Consider the following 19,680-nt stretch of genomic DNA (forward strand, 5'->3'; position numbering starts at 1 on the left):
TAGCGGGCGCCACACGAAAAAGGGGAGATCCCACTCATGCTGATCGCTCAGCGTCCGACTCTTCTCGAAGAGTCGATCGACGACACCCGGTCCCGATTCGTCATCGAGCCGCTGGAGCCGGGTTTCGGCTACACCATCGGCAACTCCGTGCGCCGCACGCTGCTGTCGTCCATTCCGGGCGCGGCCGTGACGAGCATTCGCATCGAGGGCGTGCTGCACGAGTTCTCGACCGTTCCCGGGGTCAAGGAAGACGTCACCGACATCATCCTCAACCTCAAGGAACTGGTCGTCTCCTCCGAGCACGACGAGCCGGTCGTGATGTACCTGCGCAAGCAGGGCCCGGGTGAGGTCACCGCCGCCGACATCGCGCCGCCGGCCGGTGTCGAGGTGCACAACCCCGAGCTGCGCATCGCCACGCTCAACGGCAAGGCGAAGCTGGAGATGGAGCTGACCGTCGAGCGCGGTCGCGGCTACGTCTCCGCCGCCCAGAACAAGCAGCCGGGCCAGGAGATCGGTCGCATTCCGATCGACTCGATCTACTCCCCGGTGCTCAAGGTCACCTACAAGGTCGAGGCCACCCGAGTCGAGCAGCGTACCGACTTCGACCGCCTCATCCTCGACGTCGAGACCAAGCCCGCGATGAAGCCCCGCGACGCGGTGGCCTCCGCCGGCAAGACCCTCGTCGAGCTCTTCGGCCTGGCCCGCGAGCTCAACGTCGAGGCCGAGGGCATCGACATCGGCCCGTCGCCGACCGACGCCGCCCTGGCCGCCGACCTGGCGCTGCCCATCGAGGAGCTCAACCTCACGGTCCGTTCCTACAACTGCCTCAAGCGCGAGGGCATCCACACCGTGGGCGAGCTCGTCGCGCGCAGCGAGCAGGACCTGCTCGACATAAGGAACTTCGGCGCCAAGTCGATCGAAGAGGTCAAGCAGAAGCTGCACGAGATGTCGCTGGCGCTCAAGGACTCCCCGCCCGGGTTCGACCCGAGCGCGGTGGCCGGCGGCGGCTACGACGACGACGACAGCGCGTACGTCGAGACCGAGCAGTACTGACAACGTCCCGCGGTTCGTCAGCGCGTTCTCCGCGAGGACGGCGGCCGGTTCGCGGACCGGCCGCGTCCTCACGAGGCGCGGGGCAGGCGGGTGAACGTAACGGCGCCGCGCGACCGCGGCGCCGGCCCGACTCCGGTACCTGATACGGCCGGGGCGGGTTAATCCACAAGGAGAGATGACATGCCCAAGCCCACCAAGGGTGCACGTCTTGGCGGCAGCCCGGCGCACGAGCGGCTGATCCTGGCGAACCTCGCCACCGATCTGTTCCGCCACGGCAAGATCCGCACCACGGTCACCAAGGCCAAGCGCCTGCGTCCGGTGGCGGAGCGCCTGATCACCAAGGCGAAGAAGGGCGACATCCACAACCGTCGCCAGGTCCTGACCGTCGTCAGGGACAAGGGCGTCGTTCATCACCTCTTCACCGAGATCGCGACGACGTTCGCCGAGCGGCCCGGTGGCTACACCCGCATCACCAAGGTCGGCGCGCGCAAGGGCGACAACGCGCCGATGGCGGTCATCGAGCTGGTGACCGAGCCGATGAGCGGCGTCACCACCCGCCGCACCGAGGCTCCCGCCCCGGCGCCCGCCGCCGAGGAGACGAAGGCCGAGGAGACCGAGGCTGAGGAGACCAAGGCCGAGGCCCCCGAGGCCGCCGCCGAGGAGACCCCGGCCGCCGAGGCCGAGGCGAAGAAGGACGAGGCCTGATCGTTCAGATCGGCTGAAACGGGCCCGGACCCCTCTGCGGGGGTTCGGGCCCGTTTCGTACGAAGGAGAATCATCGTGGTACGGCTCCGCCTCGACCTCGCGTACGACGGGACCGAGTTCTCCGGATGGGCACGGCAGCCGGGGCGGCGCACGGTCCAGGGCGAGATCGAGCAGGCGCTCGGCCGGATCCTGCGCCTCGGCGAGCCCGCCCAGCTGACCGTGGCCGGCCGTACCGACGCCGGGGTGCACGCGCGCGGCCAGGTGGCCCACGTCGACGTGCCGGAGGGCTCCATGGCCGAGCTGGACGGCAACAGGGGACCGCTGAGCGTCGATGAGCGGCTCGCTGCGCTCGTGAGGCGGCTGGGCGGGGTTCTGCCCCCGGATGTACGCGTTCAACGGGTCTCGGTGGCTTCTGAGGGCTTCGACGCCCGGTTCTCGGCCCTCTTCCGGCGGTACGCGTACCGGGTGAGCGACGCGGTGGGCGGTGTCGATCCGCTGCGCCGCCGCGAGGTCGTCTGGCACAACCGGCCGCTGGACGACGGCGCGCTCAACGCGGCCGCCGCGCGGCTGATCGGCGAGCACGACTTCGCCGCGTTCTGCAAGAAGCGCGAAGGGGCCACCACGATCAGGGAACTGCAGCGCCTCGACTGGGTCCGCGAGCAGGACGGCACCCTTGTGGCCACCGTCGTGGCCGACGCGTTCTGCCACTCGATGGTGCGGGCCCTGGTCGGCTCCCTGCTGGCCGCCGGTGACGGGCGGCGGCCGGTGGAGTGGCCCGGCGAGGTGCTCGGCAGGGCCGTACGCGACTCGGGCGTGCACGTGGCGCCCGCGCACGGGCTCTGCCTGGAGGAGGTGGGCTACCCGCCGGACGCGGAGCTCGCCGCGCGGGCCGCGGCCACCCGGCGGGTGCGCACCCCGGCGGGCTCAGCCGCCGTTGACGCGGCGCTCGAGGACGAGTGACGTCTCGTCGCGGAACGCCCCGCTCACCTTGGGCAGCGTCTTCTCGTTGGACGACGGGGTGTGGCCGTCGGCGTGGGTGGCGTAGCTGAAGACGATGTAGCGGCCCCACAGCAGGCCCGCCGCGTAGCCGCCCGCGATGTGCACCCGCTCGCCGCCCGAGCCCTCACCGCCGGGAAGCGGGCGGAACCAGACGTTGCGCGACAGGTTCTTCGCCTGGTCGACGGCCTCGGCCGCGGTCTTGTCAGGCAGCACGGCGATGCCCGTGGTCACGGCGTAGCGCCGTTTTTTGTCGACATAGGTGGCCCTGAGCACGCGGCTGCACTTCTGCTCCTTGAGGGCGTCGGCGAAAGCACCCATGGCCGCCTTGTCGCAGGCCGTCTCGATGCCGGCCTTGACCCGTGTGAACGTCGTGCCGGCCGCGCTCACCTTCTTGTCGGGGAACGCCTCCGACAGCGACAACTTCTGCGGGTCGGTCCGCTCGGAGTTGAGCGTGGACGTGCCCTCGGCGGGTGGGGAGGCGGCCGGCTCCGAACTCGGCTGGACGGACGCGCTCGGCCGCGCGGCGGCGGTCGTCGGCGCGGGGTCGCTCACGGCCTGCCAGGCGAAGAACCCGCCGGTGGCCACACCCGCCAGGGCCAGCGCGCCGAGCGTGACGAGCAGGGCACGCCTGCTCCTGCCCGGTGAGGCGGGAGGTGGGGGCGGGGCCTGGAACGGGGGTTGTTTGAACGCTCCAGCCGGGAAGGCGGGGTTGCCCGCCGGTGGTGTGGGCGAGTCGAGCGAGACCGGTGGCTTCTGGCCCCAGGTGTCCCGGGAGAAGGGGAGATCGGGAAGTTTGTCCTCCTCTGAGGGGAGGGGCGGCCAGACGGGTACGTCGCCCGGCTCGGGCGCGCGCGCCGGCGGGTCGCCGGGCTCGGATGCCTTCCCCTGACGCGCGGCGTCACGCCTGGCGGCCTTCGGGTCGAAGTAGTGGGCCGGCTTCTTGGACTTCGTGACTTCCTGCCCGACTGGGCGGGAGATGTCGTTGTGGGCGAAGGGCCGGGTGTCTTCGCGTTCGGCGGTGACGGGGGCCGAAAGGGGAGGCTCGCCGGACGCGTCGCCGGGCCGGGGCTTCTCTGTGACATCCGCCTCCCCGGGGACGCCGGGTGAGGTGGTTGCGGGCTGGGCCATGCCGGACGGGGTGGATTCCGGCTCGGCGGCCGGTGCGGCGGCTCCGGCTTCGACAGGGCCGGGGGTGGTGGCTCGGGGTGCTTCTGGCTGGTCGGTGCCGGGCCGGGGGTCTTCGGCCTGATCGGTTTCCGGGTGGGTCGCGTCGGCCGGGCGGGTGAAGCCCTCCGGATCAGTGGCGTTCGGGTCGAAGGAGCCGGGCTCGTCGGGGTCGGGGTCGGCCACGAGCTCGCCGGTGGCGGCCGGCCATGGCGGCATGGCGTGCGGGTCGCCGGTGGGCGCGGGCCACACGGGCATGCCGGCCGCGGCGGCGGTGAACGCGGGTGGCGGCTCCCACGACGGCGCGCTGGGCACCACCGGCTTGGCGGGCCAGCGGCCGCTCCCCTCCGGCGCGTCCCACTCCGGAGGGACCTGCGCCTGCGGATCGCGTACCTGTGCGTCCTGTTCGTGTGTGGACTGCATGCGCTCGGCCGGGGACCGGCGGGCCGTGGTGTGGCCGGGGCGCGCGGGATCGGCCTGCTCGCGACCGGTCCGCGGGCCGCTGAGGAGCTCACGCGCGGCCGAAGGGCGGCCGGGGAACGCCTGGTGGGCGTGCGGATGGTCGGCCCACCCCTGGTCGGCGGGGTCGACGCCGGTGTGGTCGGCGAACCAGTCGTAGGGCGCGGTGTCGTCGCCCGACACCTCCCACGGCTGCGCACCCGGCCGGTCGTCAGGCGACGGCAGGTCGGGTGGCGGGCCCTGGAAGACGGGAATGGCGGGGCGCGCCCTGGTCGCCGCCCCTTCGCCGGAAGCGGCTCCGGTCGATGGGGTGCCGTAGGGGGCGCCGCCGTACGGGATGCCGGTGGCGGTGTCGGATGGGGTGCCGGATGGGGTGCCGGAGGGGGTGAACGCCGGTGGAACGTCTCGCCCGTCGGTCTGGCCGAAGCTCGGCGGTGGCGTCGCTGGTGCGGCCGAGTTGTCGGCTTCCCTGCGATCGTGCTCAGACCCGGGTTCCTGGCCACGCATAGGGCGAGCCTAGCGAGAGAGACGAGATCGTTACGTCGGTATGAGCGTTCCCGAAAGGATCCGGCATCCTGTTTGAGGCATTATGCGCGCGAAGCCGGGTTTCAGATTCGCGGGCTTCCGGTGACCGACCGGTTGTCCAGCGCCTCGAACACCGTGGCCTTGGTGATGTCGTTTACGGCGGCGAAGAGCTGCTTGCTGCCCTTATTGTCGGGCTTTGTGCCGTCCTTGTTCTGGAACCACACCATGATCGCGTAGTGTCCGTGCGTCAGGATCCTGGTGCCGCCACTGCCCGAGCCGATGAACTTGGTGACACTGTCCTTACCCGCCAGCGGTTTGACGTAGTTTTCCGTGTCGCCGACCTTGGCCACCTTGCTCGCGGCCTTGGTGCTGGTGAGGTTGGCCACGCCGATCGTGCCGATCACCTTGCCCGCCTTGTCGCGGAAGCTGGCGCGGACGAGCTGGGTGCACTTGCCGGACTTGAGCGCCTTCTTGAGATCGTCGCCCAGGGCGCCGTCGGAGCACTTCTTGTCCTTCTTGGTGATCGTCCGCTCGTACGAACGCTTCGACACGGTGATCTTCTTGTCACTGCCGAAGATCTCCTTCACCGAGATCGGGTCGGGGTCCGTGGAACGGCTGGCGGCGAAGCCGTACTCGCCGGGAGGCGCGGACGGCAGGGGCGCGGTGGTCATGCGGGGCCTGGCGGTTTCGGTGGCGACGGGGTCGTCGGCGTTCCACATGAGCACCAGGCCACCGCCGAGCAGGCCGAGCACGGCCACACCGCTGATCGCGAACCACAACGGGGCGCGCGAGCGCGAGCCCTCGTCGTACGGACTCCACCCGACCTTGCTCTGCGGGCTCTTCGGCGCCTGCTCCTGGGGTTCGCCGGCGGCGCGTTCCTTGCGGCGCGGGCGGCGGAAGGCGCTGCCCGGCTCCTCGGGCGCATCTCCCATCCCGTAGGGGGCGCCGCCCGCGCCGCTCTCACGTTCCCCGTTGCCGTTGGAAACCATGGGGCGACATTACCGTGATGTTCGTCATCGGGTTCCGAAGTCCTGGGTCCACCACGGACCGTTGGGGCCGTCGGCGACGCCGACGCCGATGGCCTTCAGCCGGCAGTCGAGGATGTTCCTGCGGTGGTCGCGGCTGTCCAGCCAGCCGCGTACGGCCTCGTCAGGCGTGGTGTAGCCGGCGCCGATGTTCTCGGCGGCGCCCCAGTGGTATCCCGCGCGCTCCATCCGGTCCCACGGGGACCCGCCGTCGGGGGAGTTGTGCACGAGCCGCCCGGTGCGGGCCATCTCCAGCGAGTGCGTACGGGCGGAGCGGGTGAGCCCGCGGTCGACCCTGAGCGCCCCGCACCCATGCCTGGCCCTGGCGGCGTTGGTGAGCGTGACGACCCTGGACGCCATGCCCGCCATGACGCGCACGCCCTCGCCGTCGGTGCGGAGCTCGGCGGAGCCGTCGCCGTCGCTGGTGAACCCGGGGATCTGCCCGTCGGGCTTCTTGGTGACCTTGGGGGTCGTCCTGCCGCGCGGTGTGGGTCTGGTCGTGATCTCCCTGGGAATCCGCTCGGCGTGCGGCCGGGCCTTCTTCGAAGCCTTGGGCGTCGCGTGGGCGGTGGCGGCCGCGGGCGGGACGGTCTCTTCGAGGTAGACGTGGCGGGCGGGCTCGGCGTCGTCGGTCAGCCGGCCGATCAGCACGCCCGTGAACAGAACCGCCATCAGGCAGGTCAGCACACCCAGGTGATTCCGGCGCCGAGCGCCCCGCTGGGTTGGCCGGGTGTGAGAGTTCTGCCACATACCGCCATCAACGATAGGGATGTCTGGTCCTGGGAAAGAAGAGGTCCCAGGGAAACGAAATCGAACCGTTCTGCGGTCGGGTAGACTCGTGCGAGGTTACCGGTCTTTTGACCAGCGCGCCTCCGGGCGGGTAGCCTAATCGTTCGTTGTGTGCATAGGTCCAGCGTGACCAATGCGCGGCGCGTCCGGCGTCATCTCCCGTGTTGCGGAGACGGAAGGTCCGGGCCGTCGTGTGCCCGCACCGACCGACCAATGTTGCTGTCGCATCCGACAGCGCCGAAGACGCGAGCATAAAGAAGGCTACGACCGTGCGCACGTACTCACCGAAGCCCGCCGACGTCCAGCGTCAGTGGTACGTCATCGACGCGACCGATGTCGTGCTGGGCCGGCTGGCCAGCCACGTCGCGACCCTGCTCCGCGGCAAGCACAAGCCGATCTTCGCCAACCACGTCGACACCGGTGACTTCGTCATCGTCATCAACGCGGACAAGATCGCGCTGAGCGGCAACAAGCTCGAGCAGAAGAAGGCGTACCGTCACTCGGGTTACCCGGGCGGTCTGCGTTCCGTCACCTATGGCGAGCTCATGGAGAAGCGGCCGGAGAAGGCCGTCGAGAAGGCTGTCAAGGGCATGCTGCCGAAAAACTCCCTGGGCCGGAAGATGGCGAAGAAGCTGAAGGTCTACGCGGGCTCCGAGCACCCGCACCAGGCCCAGCAGCCGGTGCCGTTCGAGATCAGCCAGATCGCCCAGTAAGTAGACCCGCGGGGGAGACCCCGTCGCATGCCCCGCAAGGGGTAGCGCCGAGTTTCGAAAGTAAGAGGAGAACCGTGGCTGAGCCCACCGGTGTCGAGACGGCCGTCGAGACGGCCGAGGTGGAGGACTTCTCCAGCGAGGAGTTCCCGTCCGAATACACCACAGAATCAACCGCCAGCGCTGACGCTCCCGTGCGCAAGCCCGTCACCACGGGCAACTCGTACGGCACCGGCCGCCGCAAGGAGGCGATCGCCCGCGTGCGCATCGTCCCCGGCACCGGCAAGTGGACGATCAACGGTCGTTCGCTGGACGTCTACTTCCCGAACAAGGTTCACCAGCAGATCGTCAACGAGCCGTTCGTGGTGCTCGGCGCCGAGGAGGCGTTCGACGTCATCGCGCGCATCGACGGCGGCGGCGTCACCGGTCAGGCCGGCGCGCTGCGCATGGGCCTGTCCCGCGCCCTGGCGATCCTGGACGTCGACGTCAACCGCCCGCCGCTGAAGAAGGCCGGCTTCCTCACCCGTGACGCCCGCGCCACGGAGCGGAAGAAGTACGGCCTCAAGAAGGCCCGCAAGGCTCCGCAGTACAGCAAGCGCTAAGTTGGCGCGCCTTTTCGGCACCGACGGGGTTCGCGGGGTCGCGGGTCGCGACCTCACGGCGGAGCTCGCCATGGACCTTTCGGTCGCGGCGGCTCATGTCCTCGGCGATGCGGGCGCGTTCTCCGCTACCGGGCCCAGCCGTAAGAGCAGGCCGGTAGCGGTCGTAGGCCGGGACCCACGCGCCTCGGGAGAATTTCTCGAGGCCGCGGTGGTCGCCGGCCTCGCGGCGTCTGGAGTGGACGTGCTGCGCCTCGGCGTGCTGCCCACCCCGGCCGTCGCCCACCTCACGGCCGCGCTCGGCGCCGACCTCGGCGTCATGCTGTCGGCGTCGCACAACCCGGCGCCCGACAACGGCATCAAGTTCCTGGCCCGCGGCGGCTTCAAGCTGTCCGACGCGGTCGAGGACGAGATCGAGCGGCGACTGGGCGAGGAGTGGAGCTTTCCCGTCGGTTCGGCCGTGGGCCGCGTGCGCGACGCGTACGGTGAGGCCGACCGCTACATCTCCCACGTGCTGACCACGATGAGCGCCTCACTCGACAGCCTCCACATCGTGGTCGACTGCGCGCACGGCGCCGCCCACATGGTGGCGCCCGAGGCGCTCGTACGCGCGGGGGCCAGGGTCGAGGCCATCGGCTCCAGGCCCGACGGGCTCAACATCAACGCCGGCCACGGCTCGACCCACCTGGACAAGCTCCAGCAGGTGGTCGTCTCGCGCGGGGCCGACCTGGGCGTGGCCTACGACGGCGACGCCGACCGCTGCCTGGCCGTCGACCACACCGGCTCGATCATCGACGGCGACCGCATCATGGCCGTGCTCGCCGCCGCCATGCACGGCGAGGGACTGCTGGCGAAGGACACCGTGGTCGCGACCGTGATGTCCAACCTCGGTTTCAAGCTGGCGATGCGCGACGCGGGCATCACCGTGGTCGAGACCGCGGTGGGTGACCGCTACGTGCTGGAGCGCATGAAGCACAACGGTTACAACCTCGGCGGCGAGCAGTCGGGGCACGTCATCATGCTCGACCACGCCACCACCGGCGACGGCCTGCTCACCTCGCTCCACCTGCTGGGCGTGGTGGCCAAGACGGGCGTGCCGCTGAAGGAGCTGGCCTCGGTGATGACGCCACTGCCGCAGATCCTGATCAACATCAAGGACGTCGACAAGGGCAAGGCCTCCGTGCCCGAGCTCGTCGCCGCCGTCCAGCAGGCGGAGGCCGAGCTGGGGGAGACGGGGCGGGTGCTGATCAGGCCGAGTGGCACCGAGCCGATGATCCGGGTCATGGTCGAGGCCGCGTCGGAGGAGCACGCCACCCTGGTGGCCGGCCGCCTCGCCGACGTGGTGCGCAAGGCCTGCATCTGAAGAGTTCCTCATGTCGGGTACGGCACGCGGTGCCGTACCCGACGCTCATGAGCGGGACCTGAGCTGCGCGTCCCGCCCGTCAGGCAACCGCGCGATATGGTTGCCGGCCCCGATCACTGTGGTCACGGGGCTCAAACGGCAGCCGCGGGAGCAGATCAAAGGTGTCTACTCGTCGCCGGTGAGCGAGAAGGCCCGCAGCCTGCGGCCCGCCCAGAAGACGGCGGCGACCGTGACGATGATCAGCGCCGGCACGGCGAAGCCGAGCGTCACGTCGGCCTTGAGGAACGCCGAGTCGGAGATTTGGTCGGCGATCGACTTGCCCCACTGCTGGATCGAGAACTTGCGGGCACCCGGCAGGAACCCGCCCACCAGGGTCTCCCACACCAGGGCGTAGATGATGCCGATCGCCACCGCGTGCCGTGTCAGGACGCCCAGCAGGAGGAAGACGGCGGCGTAGGCGATGCCGGCCAGCAGCGCCCCCAGGGCGAACCCCGAGGCGATGCCGTCCTCGTTGCTGACGAGGAGCCAGGCCGACACGTACGTCGGGATCGCCCCGAACACGGCCAGCAGCGACGCCGCCACCAGGAACTTCGTCCGGATGATGACGGGGCGGGAGATCGGCTTGGACAGCAGGTGGATGATCGTGCCGTCGTCGATCTCCGGCGCGATGACGCCCGTGCCCGCGATCAGGCCCAGGAGGGGCAGCATCGTGTTGATCGCGAAGTTGTCCATCAGCAGCATGGCCGAGCGCTGGCCGGTCTCGCCGAACAGGCGCAGCAGCACCGCCAGGCCGATGAGACCCAGCGGCAGCACCAGCAGCAGGATGATGCGCCGGCGGCCCAGCAGGGCGCGGTACGTGATACCCGCGACCACGGTGTTCATCAGGTGCTCCTGGTGATGAGGTAGGAGAAGACGCTTTCCAGGTCCTCGTCCGCGGGGGAGATCTGGTGCAGGTGCACGCCTTCCTCCTTGGCGACCCGGGGGAGGAGCCGGGCGAAACGGCGGAACTCGATGGCCTGTACCTCCAGGCCGTCGGGGCGGAGGGTGATGCCGCCGGCCGAGGGGTCGCGGATGAGCGCGGCTGCGAGCTTCCTGTCGTCGCTCGAACGGATCATGAACAGGTGTGGCCGGTCGGTCATCAGGCGGCGGATCTCGCGGAAGTTGCCCGACGCCGCGTGGCGGCCCGCCACCAGGACCTCGATGTGCTGGGCGACCCGTTCGACCTCCTCCAGGATGTGGGAGCTGAACAGGATCGTCTTGCCCCCTGCGCCCATGGAGCGGATGAGGTCCATCAGCTGGAGGCGCTGGCGGGGGTCCATGCCGTTGAACGGTTCGTCGAGCAGCAGCACCGGCGGGTCGTGGACGAGCGCCGCGGCGACCTTGACGCGCTGGCGCATGCCTTTCGAGTACGTCTCGACGCGGCGGTCCTTCGGCTCCTCCATGTCGACCGTGGCCAGGGCTTTGCGGGCGGCTTCCGTGGGGTCGGGCAGGCCGTGGAGCCTGGCGGCGGAGAGCACGAACTGCCAGCCGGTCAGGAAGCCATACACGCCCTCACGTTCCGGGACTAGGCCGATATTTCGGTAAATGCGGTGGTTCTTCCAGACCTTGGTCCCGTCCAGCGTGACCGAGCCGCCCGACGGGGCCAGGAAGCCGGCCATCATGTGCAGGAGCGTCGACTTGCCCGCGCCGTTGGGCCCGAGCAGGCCGGTGACGCCGGGGCCGATCGTCATCGTCACGTCGTTGACCGCCACCACGTTGCCGTACCAGCGGGAGACCTGCGAGAGCTCGATCTTCATCGCGCGGCCGCCTTCCTGTAGCGCAGCGCGAGGGCGGCCAGCCCGGCGCAGATCAGCACGACGAGGATCGCCGCCGAGGCGGGGCCGTTCGGGTAGTCGCCCTCGATGGAGTGGGGCGGCGTGCCGAACACCCACGACTGCACGGAGTCGACCAGCCAGAACGGGTTGATCAGCCACGCCCAGGCGGCCTGCGACTCGTTGCCGGTGGAGGCCAGCGTGCCGTAGATCACCGGGACCGCCGCGAACGACAGCAGGTAGACGGTGATCACCGAGGCCACGCCGAGCCCGCGCCGGGGCGTGAACGAGGCCAGTGCGAGGCCGAAGGCCGACAGGAGCAGCGCCAGCACGAGCGCCATGGTCATGGAGCCGGCGTACTCGCCGGTGGCCGGCGGGCCGGGGAGGTCGATCACCAGTTCGCTCACGTACATCAGCGTGAGCGGCACGGCGATCAGCAGGAACACCGACGCGGTCATCGCGGCCACCTTGGCCCCGACGTACTCGTTGATCGCCACGGGGCGCGACAGGTAGAGCGGCAGCACGCGGTAGCGCAGGTCGGGGGCGACGACGGTGGGGGCCTGCGAGGCCAGGAAGATCGCCACCACGGCCTGCATGATGACCGCGTAGCCGCTGTAGGGGATCTCGCTCCTCCTGAGCAGGGCCATCAGCGCGATGTTGACGATCGCCGGCACCAGCATGATGGTGGCCAGGGAGAACGGCATGATCTTGCTGCGGGCCGGGCGGCCGAGGCCGAAGATGCCGCGCAGGCTGTGCAGGGTCAGGGCCCTGGTGGAGTAGCCGCGGCCGAGCCGGGGGCCGTCGTAGTGCCGATAGCCGATGTCGTAAATTTCAGACACTTGTGCTCTCCTCCCGGAAGACGTCCTCGATGCTGTGACGTCCCTGTTCCAGGCGGATGAGGCAGAGGTCCAGGTCGACGGCGGCGTCGCGGATGGCGTCGTACGTCTCGGGCCCGAGCACCTTGACCACCAGCATGCGGCCTTGCGGCGAGACGGTCTGGCCGTCGCCGGTCAGGCGGGCGGTCAGCGCGTCAAGGCCCTCGTCGACCTCGACCGTGACGGTCTGCGTCGCCTGGGTGAACTCGCCGATCGTCGAGGAGCGCAGCAGCCGCCCCGCGTCGATGACGATCACGTGGTCGCAGATGCGTTCCAGCTCGCCCAGCAGGTGGGAGGTGACGAGCACGCTGATGCCGAACTCGGTGCCGATGCGCCGGACCAGCGTCAGCATCTCGTCGCGGCCGCGCGGGTCGAGCCCGTTGGTGGGCTCGTCGAGGAAGATCAGTTTCGGGTCGTGGACCAGGGCCTGGGCCAGCTTGACCCGCTGCTTCATGCCGGTCGAGTAGCCGCCGACGGGACGGTAGCGCTCTTCCGCCAGGCCGACGTGGCGCAGGACGTCGGCGGCGCGCTCGCGGGCCGCCGTGCGCGGCAGCCCGGACATCTGGGCGAGGTGGACGACTAATTCGGTGGCGGAGACGTCGGGCGGGAGACACTCGTGCTCGGGCATGTAGCCGACGAGCCTGCGGATCTCCGCGCCCCGCGCGGTCACGTCCAGATCGAGCACCCGCGCGGTGCCGCCGGACGGAGGCAGCAGACCGAGCAGGATCTTGATCAGTGTCGACTTGCCCGCGCCGTTCGCCCCGACCAGGCCGGTGACACCGGGCCCCACGGTGACGGAAAGCTGATCGACCGCCGTGACGGTGGGAAAGCGCTTGGTCAGCCCCTCGGTGGCGAGGATGTGCATGTGCCGGACACTACCGGGCGAGCAGCGCCGTGGCCTCGTTCACACGGATGAACGGCGTCCTACTTGAGGCCAGAATTTCCGCTGGACCATCAGGGTCGTGGTGCCCGCCAGGATCATGCCGGCGACGTTCACCGACAGCTGCGACACCGAGCCCGCGACCTGCGCCCACTGGCCGAGCGCGAGTGCGACGGCCAGGTAGCCGGCGGCGGGCACGGTGGTGACCGAGATGAACACGCCGATCAGGGCCGTCGACTTGCCCGCCGTGATCGACAGCACTCCGGCCACGCCCGCGAGCAGCGCCACGATGAACGACCACCGGTCCGGCGTGACGATGAACCTGACCTCCTCGCCGGTGGCGAGGTCGCCGGGGCCGATCCAGCCGAGCCAGTGGGAGACGAGTGCGCAGGCGAAGGTGACCGCGATCGCCGCCGCGAACCCCGTGGCCAGCGTACGGAGCGCGTGGACGACCAGCCGCCACCTGCGGCGCAGCAGGCCGAAGCAGACGGCCGCGATCGGGCCGAACTCAGGGCTGAGCACCATCCCGCCGATGATGAGGATGACGGAGTCCTGCAGCACGCCGATGCCCGCCAACTGCGTGGCGATGGCGAGGAAGACCAGGAACGCCCACGTGATGCCGGACTCGCCCTGCACCCGGTGCGCGAACTCCTCCCAGATGACCGCGTCGTCGGGCTCGCCCGGCGCCTCCTCGATCGCCTCCTCCGCCGTCCTGGACAACGACAGGTCGACGTGCTCGATGGCGATCGAGCCCTCCTTCTCCAGCCACTTGAGCCGGCCCAGCACTTCGTTGGCCGACTCCCTGGCGGCGTCGCAGAGGATCACGTCGCCGCTCGGCAGGCGGGCCGCCCCGGAGAGGACGACGATGTTGGTGACGCCAGGGCAGTCCTCCAACACCGCCGTCACCTCATCAGCGCGTGAGGGCGGGCAGATCAGCCGTAGATGGAGCATCCGGCCATTGTCGTCGATCGGACGTTGACGTGGTTTTGACAGATGTGCGCGAGGGTTTCTCGCATGTGCCGCTTCAACTGCCACGACCACGGTGAGGAGTGCTGGTTCGCCGGCATCGACGACCAGGAGTGCGGGGGCAGGTTCGCACGTTACGTGTACGAGGAGGCGTTCAGGTCTGGCGGAGCCGTACGCGCTGCACCGAGTGATCGGCGCCCTTCTTGAGCACGAGGTCGGCGCGGCCTCTGGTGGGGGCGATGTTCTCGACGAGGTTGCGTTCGTTGATGTCGCGCCAGACGTTGACCGCGAAGTTCGTGGCCTCGTCGTACGACAGCTCCGCGATGTGCCGGAAGTACGACTTCGGGTCCTCGAAGGCGGTCCGGCGAAGCTTGTGGAACCGTTCGACGTACCAGGTGCGGATGTCCTCGACCTTGGCGTCGACATAGATGGAGAAGTCGAAGTAGTCGTTGACGGCGAGGGAGGTGGGCGGGGCGGGCTGGAGGACGTTGAGGCCCTCGATGATCAAGATATCCGGACTTTTCACGGTCTGGTGTGCGCCGGGGACTATGTCGTACTCCAGGTGGCTGTAGACCGGCGCCCGCGTCGCCGCCGCCCCGGCCTTGACCTCCGCCACGAACCTGACCAGCGCCCGCCGGTCATAACTCTCGGGGAAACCCTTGCGATGCATGATGCCCTTCGACTCCAGCACCGCGTTCGGGTAGAGGAAGCTGTCGGTGGTGACCAGCTCCACGTGCATGTGCTCGGGCCAGCGGGCGAGGAGGGTGTGCAGCAGCCGCGCCGTCGTCGACTTGCCGACCGCGACGCTGCCCGCGATGCCCAGGATGTACGGCACCCGCTGCTCGTCACGCCCGAGGAAGGCGCTCAGCACGCTGCTGCGCTGTTTGGACCCGGTGAAGTGCAGGTTCAGCAGCCGGGTCAGGGGGAGGTAGATGTCGGTGACTTCGGTGAGGTCGATGGGGTCGTCGACGCCGCGCAGCTCTTCCAGCTCGTCTGCGGTGAGAGTCAAGGGCGTGTTCTTGCGGAGCTCGCTCCACTGCTCCCTGCTCAGTTCCACGTAGCCGTTGTTCACCTAGGCAGCGTAGCGATGGAGGAAACAGCGGATCTTGGCGGGGCACGGGCCGGCTGTCCACAGGTTGTGGACGACGGCCGGAGATTGCCGCCGATTCCGGTATGCGAAGGTTTGTCGGGAGCTACTGTTGCTGGCGGGAGGCTTCCGTGGACCGTCGTCGTTTCATCACCAGCGTGGTCGCCGCAGCCGGCGTCGCGGGCCCCTTCGCCGGGGTCGCCTGCGCGGGCGCTCAGGGAGGGGCGAAGCCGGTCCGCGCGTACGGGCCGCTGCGTCCCGTACGAGATCTTCGTGACGGCAAGGTGCGCCTGCACCTGCCCGACGGGTTCAAGTACCGCTCGTTCAGCCTCGCCGGCGACCGGTTCGGCGACGGCTCGGCCGTGCCCGGCAGGCACGACGGCATGGCGGCCTTCACCGGCCCCAAGGGCAGCGCCGTCCTGGTCCGCAACCATGAGGTCAACGGGCCTGTCGGCGCGTTCGGCGACAAGGGCAGGGCGTACGACCCCATGGCCGGGGGAGGCACCTCGACGCTGCAGGTCACCCGCTACGGAGAGGTGATCAGGAGCGGCCCCTCGCTCAGCGGCACCATGATGAACTGCTCGGGCGGCCCCATGTCGTGGGGGGCCTGGGTGACGTGCGAGGAGACGGTCAACGGCCCCGACGTGGGCGACGACTTCTCCGGCGGCGACAACTCCAAGCTCACCCGCCCGCACGGCTACATCTTCGAGGTGCCGCTCGACCGCCCCGCCGCCGCCCGGCCGATCAGGTCCGCGGGGCGTTTCCCGCACGAGTCGGCCGCCTTCGACCCGTCCACGGGCGCGATCTACCTCACCGAGGACAACTTCGGTTTCCCGTCCGGCTTCTACCGCTACCTCCCGCCCAAACATCCCGCCGTGGCGGGGCGGCTGCTCGACGGCGGCAGGCTGCAGATGCTCGCCGTCAAGGGCACCAGGCGCAAGGACCTGTCCGGGGGCCAGGAGCCGGGTGCCTCGTACGCCACCACGTGGGTGGACATCGACGACCCCGACCCCCGCTTCACGGGCACGCCGTCCAACGACGAGGCCGTCCAGGCGGTGGGCCGGCAGGGCAGGGCGGCCGGCGCGGCGATCTTCTCCCGGCTGGAGGGCGCGGTCTACCACCAGGGGACGGTCTACTTCGTCTCGACGCAGGGCGGGGCCACCGCGTCCGGTGACACGCCGCCCGACGGGTTCGGCAAGGGACGGGGACAGGTGTGGGCGTACGAGACGTGGAGCGGCCGGCTCAGGCTCGCCTACGAGTCGCCGCGCTCGGAGGTGCTCGACCTGCCCGACAATGTGACGGTCAGCCGCCGCGGCACGCTGGTGCTGTGCGAGGACGGCGATGGCGCCAACTACCTGCGCGGGCTCAGCAGGGCGGGGAGGATCTTCGACTTCTGCCGCCTGGAGCCGATCCCCGGCGACGGGGGAGCCGAGTTCGCCGGCTCCACGTTCGGGCCCGGCGGCCACACGCTCTACGTCAACATCCAGGCCGAACACGGCATGTCGATCGCCATCTGGGGGCCCTGGGAGAAAGGGCTGTTCTAGGCTTGGTGCGGTGATCCTGGGCATCGGGGTGGACATCGTGGACATCTCCCGCTTCGAGGCGACGCTGCGCCGCACGCCGCGCCTGCGCGAGCGGTTGTTCACCGAGGCCGAGCGGCCGCTGCCGGTGCACTCGCTGGCCGCCAGATTCGCCGCCAAGGAGGCCGTGGCCAAGGCGCTCGGCGCTCCACAAGGGCTGGGGCACCAGGAGGCCGAGGTGCGCTGCGACGACCTCGGCAAGCCCGAGCTGGTGATCACCGGGCGGGCCGCGGAGGTGGCGTACGAGCTCGGGATCAAACGCTGGCACCTTTCGCTCAGCCATGACGCGGGCGTCGCCGTGGCCTACGTGATCGCGGAGGGATAGCTTCGGATCATGCGCACCGCCTACACCGCCGACCAGATCCGTGGCGCCGAGCACGCGCTCATGGCCCTCCTGCCGGAGGGCACGCTGATGCAGCGGGCCGCGTCGGGGCTCGCCGCCGTCTGCGCCGACCTCCTCGGCCGGGTGTACGGCAAGCGCGTCGTGCTCCTCGTCGGCAGCGGCGACAACGGCGGTGACGCCCTCTACGCGGGCGAGCGGCTGGCCCGGCGCGGCGCACGGGCAGGCGCGGTCCTGGCCGGGTCCAAGACCCACGAGGCGGGCCTGCTCGCGTTCACGCGGGCGGGCGGCCGGGTCGTCGACCGGGCGGCGATCGCCGATGCCGATCTGATCATCGACGGGCTCGTCGGCATCGGGGCGGCGGGGGCGCTGCGGGAGCCGTACGCGGAGCTCGCCGCGCGGGCCAACGCCGCCCGCGCCGCGATCGTCGCCGTGGACGTGCCGAGCGGGGCCGACGCGAGCAGCGGCCGGGTGCCGGGCGCGGCCGTGCGGGCCAAGGTGACCGTGACGATGGGGGCGTACAAGACGGGGTTGCTCGTCGATCCCGGCGCGGCCTGCGCGGGCGCGGTCGAGCTGGTGGACATCGGGCTCGGCGGCCACCTGCCCGATCCCGACGTGGCCGCGCTGACCGGCGGCGACGTCGACCTCCTGCTGCCGCGGCCGGCCACCGAGTCCGACAAGTACCGCAGGGGAGTCCTGGGGGTCGCGGCGGGCAGCGACCTCTACACCGGCGCCGCCGTGCTCGCCGTGGGCGGCGCGCTGCGCGCCGGGGCGGGCATGGTGCGCTACGCGGGGCGGCACGCGCCCGTGGCGCAGGTGCGCGCGCACTGGCCCGAGGCGGTCGTCACCGAGCTTGACCGGCCCTCGATCGACGGCGTCGGGCGGGTGCAGGCGTGGGTGCTCGGGCCGGGGCTGGGCACCGATGACTGGGCGCACGAGCTGGCGGCCAAGGTGCTCGCCTCCACCGTGCCCGTACTGATCGACGCCGACGGGCTGACGCTGGTGGCCAGGGACCGCGGGCTGCTGCGCCGCGGCGCGCCCGTGCTGATCACCCCGCACGCGGGCGAGCTGGCGCGGCTGATCAGGGCCGAGCGTGACGACATCGAGGCGGCCAGGCTGGAATACGCCCGCAGGGCGGCGGCGGAGCTCGGCGTGACCGTGCTGCTCAAGGGCTCCACCACGGTGGTGGCCGAGGACGCGAGGCCGGTGCGGGTCAACGTCACCGGCTCGCCGTGGCTGGCCACAGGGGGCACGGGCGACGTGTTGTCCGGGGTGGCGGGCTCGCTGCTCGCCCAGGGGCTGAGCTGCTACGACGCCGCGTCCTGCGGCGCCTACCTGCACGGGCTGGCCGGGCGGCTGGCCGCCGGGGGCGCGCCGCTGACGGCGGCCGACGTGGCCACCGCCGTCCCCGCGGCCATCCGCGCAGTGAGCGGCGGCCCACCAGGCGGCCCACCAGGCGGCTCACCAGGCGGCCCACCAGGCGGCTCACCAGGCGGCTCACCAGGCGGTGCGGCCTAGCGGGCGGCGGGGGTCGCGAGGGAGGATAATGACGCTCGACCACGTGCGTGACCTGCCACACTAGAAGGATGTACTCCCCGATGACCACGCCCGCGCAGGCTCGGGTCGACCTGGCCGCGATCAGGCACAACGTGGCCCTGCTCAAAGAGCGGGCCGGCGGCGCGGAGCTGATGGGCGCCGTCAAGGCCGACGCCTACGGCCACGGTCTGGTGCCCTCGTCCGAGGCGGTCCTGGAGGGCGGCGCGAGCCGGCTCGGCACCGCGTTCATCGGGGAGGCGCTCGCGCTGCGCGAGGGCGGCGTGACGGCGCCGATCCTGTCCTGGCTCGTCACCCCGGGAGAGCCGCTCGACGAGGCCGTGCAGGCTGACGTCGAGCTGTCGGCCTCCGACGAGGGGATGCTCGGCGAGATCGCCGCCGCCGCACGGCGCACGGGCCGCACCGCGAAGCTGCACCTGGAGGCCGACACCGGCATGAGCAGGGGCGGCTGCCCGCTCACCGCCTGGCCGGCGTTGCTGGCCGCGGCGCTGCGGTTGCAGGCCGAGGGCGCCGTCGAGATCGCCGGGCTCTGGTCCCATCTCGCCTGCGCCGACATCCCCGGCCATCCGTCGGTCGGGCGGCAGCTGGAGGCGTTCGAGGCGGCGCTGAAGCTCGCCGAGCAGGCGGGCGCGGCCGGCTCCCACGTGATCAGGCACATCGCCAACTCCGCCGCCACCGTGACCCTGCCCGAGGCCCGCTACGACCTGGTCAGGCCCGGCATCGCGATCTACGGCCTGAGCCCCATCCCCGAGCTGGGCGACTTCGGCCTCAGGCAGGCCATGACGCTGGTGGCCCAGGCCGGGCTGGTCAAGCGGGTCCCCGAGGGCTCCGGGGTGTCCTACGCCCACCTCTACGTCACCGGACGCGAGACCACGCTCGGGCTCGTGCCGCTCGGATACGCCGACGGCATCCTGCGGCACGCGACGGGAAAGGCCGAGGTGCTGGCGGGCGGGCGGCGCAGGACGATCGCCGGCCGGGTGTGCATGGACCAGTTCATGATCGACATGGGCGACGACGCACTGTCGGCGGGCGACGAGATCGTGGTGTTCGGGCCGGGTGACGAGGGCGAGCCGACCGCTCAGGAGTGGGCGGATAATCTCGGCACGATCACGCATGAGATCGTGACCAGGATCGGTTCGCGTGTGCCGAGGGTCTACGCGCACAGGACTCTGAGCACCTCGCGGCGGGCATGAGCG

General features: G+C 70.7%; 19 protein-coding genes. 10 read left to right on the forward strand and 9 right to left on the reverse strand.

Features of this window, described 5'->3' with window-relative positions; all coding sequences use genetic code 11:
- Window positions 1-36: 36 nt before the first annotated feature.
- From ABGB01_RS11145 to truA, 3 genes are all read left to right on the forward strand, one after another.
- Window positions 37-1,053: a DNA-directed RNA polymerase subunit alpha gene (locus ABGB01_RS11145; protein WP_132337053.1), complete on the forward strand. Its 1,017-nt coding sequence runs from the start codon at window positions 37-39 to the stop codon at window positions 1,051-1,053.
- 180 nt (window positions 1,054-1,233) lie between these two features.
- The gene (rplQ, locus tag ABGB01_RS11150) at window positions 1,234-1,758 is read left to right on the forward strand and encodes a 50S ribosomal protein L17 (RefSeq protein ID WP_347772966.1); all 525 of its coding nucleotides are present in this window, start codon (window positions 1,234-1,236) and stop codon (window positions 1,756-1,758) included.
- A gap of 75 nt (window positions 1,759-1,833) precedes the next feature.
- Entirely contained in the window at window positions 1,834-2,718 is an 885-nt protein-coding gene (truA, locus tag ABGB01_RS11155; protein ID WP_347772968.1) for a tRNA pseudouridine(38-40) synthase TruA, read from the forward strand.
- On the opposite strand, the gene ABGB01_RS11160 is transcribed toward truA, so the two are convergent.
- The 3 genes from ABGB01_RS11160 to ABGB01_RS11170 form a co-directional block, all read right to left on the reverse strand.
- A complete protein-coding gene (locus ABGB01_RS11160) occupies window positions 2,683-4,887 on the reverse strand; it encodes a hypothetical protein (RefSeq protein ID WP_347772970.1) in 2,205 nt (734 codons plus the stop codon). The two genes, truA and ABGB01_RS11160, sit on opposite strands and share 36 nt — an antisense overlap.
- Window positions 4,888-4,988: 101 nt before the next feature.
- Entirely contained in the window at window positions 4,989-5,894 is a 906-nt protein-coding gene (locus ABGB01_RS11165) for a hypothetical protein (RefSeq protein ID WP_347772972.1), read from the reverse strand.
- Window positions 5,895-5,918: 24 nt separating this feature from the next.
- Window positions 5,919-6,602, reverse strand: coding sequence for a CAP domain-containing protein (locus ABGB01_RS11170; RefSeq protein ID WP_347772974.1), 684 nt, complete (start codon window positions 6,600-6,602; stop codon window positions 5,919-5,921).
- 386 nt (window positions 6,603-6,988) lie between these two features.
- On the opposite strand from ABGB01_RS11170, the gene rplM reads away from it, so the two are divergent.
- The 3 genes from rplM (at window position 6,989) to glmM (ending at window position 9,391) form a co-directional block, all read left to right on the forward strand.
- Window positions 6,989-7,432 (forward strand): 50S ribosomal protein L13, encoded by a 444-nt coding sequence (gene rplM, locus ABGB01_RS11175; protein ID WP_347616775.1) that lies wholly within the window; start codon window positions 6,989-6,991, stop codon window positions 7,430-7,432.
- Between the two features lie 74 nt (window positions 7,433-7,506).
- Window positions 7,507-8,031, forward strand: coding sequence for a 30S ribosomal protein S9 (gene rpsI, locus ABGB01_RS11180; protein ID WP_347616774.1), 525 nt, complete (start codon window positions 7,507-7,509; stop codon window positions 8,029-8,031).
- Between the two features lies 1 nt (window position 8,032).
- Window positions 8,033-9,391, forward strand: a complete 1,359-nt coding sequence (gene glmM / locus ABGB01_RS11185; RefSeq protein ID WP_347772977.1) for a phosphoglucosamine mutase — start codon at window positions 8,033-8,035, stop codon at window positions 9,389-9,391.
- Window positions 9,392-9,556: 165 nt separating this feature from the next.
- Here glmM and ABGB01_RS11190 read toward each other — a convergent pair whose 3' ends face one another.
- The 6 genes from ABGB01_RS11190 to coaA form a co-directional block, all read right to left on the reverse strand.
- Window positions 9,557-10,273, reverse strand: a complete 717-nt coding sequence (locus ABGB01_RS11190) for an ABC transporter permease subunit (protein ID WP_347772979.1) — start codon at window positions 10,271-10,273, stop codon at window positions 9,557-9,559.
- Window positions 10,273-11,187, reverse strand: a complete 915-nt coding sequence (locus ABGB01_RS11195) for an ABC transporter ATP-binding protein (RefSeq protein WP_347772981.1) — start codon at window positions 11,185-11,187, stop codon at window positions 10,273-10,275. The genes ABGB01_RS11190 and ABGB01_RS11195 overlap by 1 nt, the downstream gene beginning before the upstream one ends.
- A complete protein-coding gene (locus tag ABGB01_RS11200) occupies window positions 11,184-12,041 on the reverse strand; it encodes an ABC transporter permease (RefSeq protein ID WP_347772983.1) in 858 nt (285 codons plus the stop codon). The genes ABGB01_RS11195 and ABGB01_RS11200 overlap by 4 nt, the downstream gene beginning before the upstream one ends.
- The gene (locus ABGB01_RS11205) at window positions 12,034-12,942 is read right to left on the reverse strand and encodes an ABC transporter ATP-binding protein (RefSeq protein WP_347772985.1); all 909 of its coding nucleotides are present in this window, start codon (window positions 12,940-12,942) and stop codon (window positions 12,034-12,036) included. The genes ABGB01_RS11200 and ABGB01_RS11205 overlap by 8 nt, the downstream gene beginning before the upstream one ends.
- A 39-nt stretch (window positions 12,943-12,981) precedes the next feature.
- On the reverse strand, window positions 12,982-13,908 hold the full coding sequence (locus ABGB01_RS11210) for a DUF389 domain-containing protein (protein WP_347772987.1): 927 nt from the start codon (window positions 13,906-13,908) through the stop codon (window positions 12,982-12,984).
- 169 nt (window positions 13,909-14,077) lie between these two features.
- A complete protein-coding gene (coaA, locus tag ABGB01_RS11215; RefSeq protein WP_347617701.1) occupies window positions 14,078-14,980 on the reverse strand; it encodes a type I pantothenate kinase in 903 nt (300 codons plus the stop codon).
- Window positions 14,981-15,141: 161 nt separating this feature from the next.
- On the opposite strand from coaA, the gene ABGB01_RS11220 reads away from it, so the two are divergent.
- From ABGB01_RS11220 to alr, 4 genes are all read left to right on the forward strand, one after another.
- Entirely contained in the window at window positions 15,142-16,554 is a 1,413-nt protein-coding gene (locus ABGB01_RS11220) for an alkaline phosphatase PhoX (protein ID WP_347772989.1), read from the forward strand.
- A gap of 10 nt (window positions 16,555-16,564) precedes the next feature.
- Complete coding sequence (locus ABGB01_RS11225) at window positions 16,565-16,915, forward strand: holo-ACP synthase (protein ID WP_347616766.1); 351 nt, start codon at window positions 16,565-16,567, stop codon at window positions 16,913-16,915.
- 9 nt (window positions 16,916-16,924) lie between these two features.
- Window positions 16,925-18,448: an NAD(P)H-hydrate dehydratase gene (locus tag ABGB01_RS11230; RefSeq protein WP_347772991.1), complete on the forward strand. Its 1,524-nt coding sequence runs from the start codon at window positions 16,925-16,927 to the stop codon at window positions 18,446-18,448.
- Between the two features lie 80 nt (window positions 18,449-18,528).
- Window positions 18,529-19,677 (forward strand): alanine racemase, encoded by a 1,149-nt coding sequence (gene alr / locus ABGB01_RS11235; RefSeq protein WP_347773504.1) that lies wholly within the window; start codon window positions 18,529-18,531, stop codon window positions 19,675-19,677.
- Window positions 19,678-19,680 lie beyond the last annotated feature (3 nt).

The sequence above is a fragment of the Nonomuraea sp. B5E05 genome, assembly GCF_039880665.1.
Lineage (GTDB): Bacteria > Actinomycetota > Actinomycetes > Streptosporangiales > Streptosporangiaceae > Nonomuraea.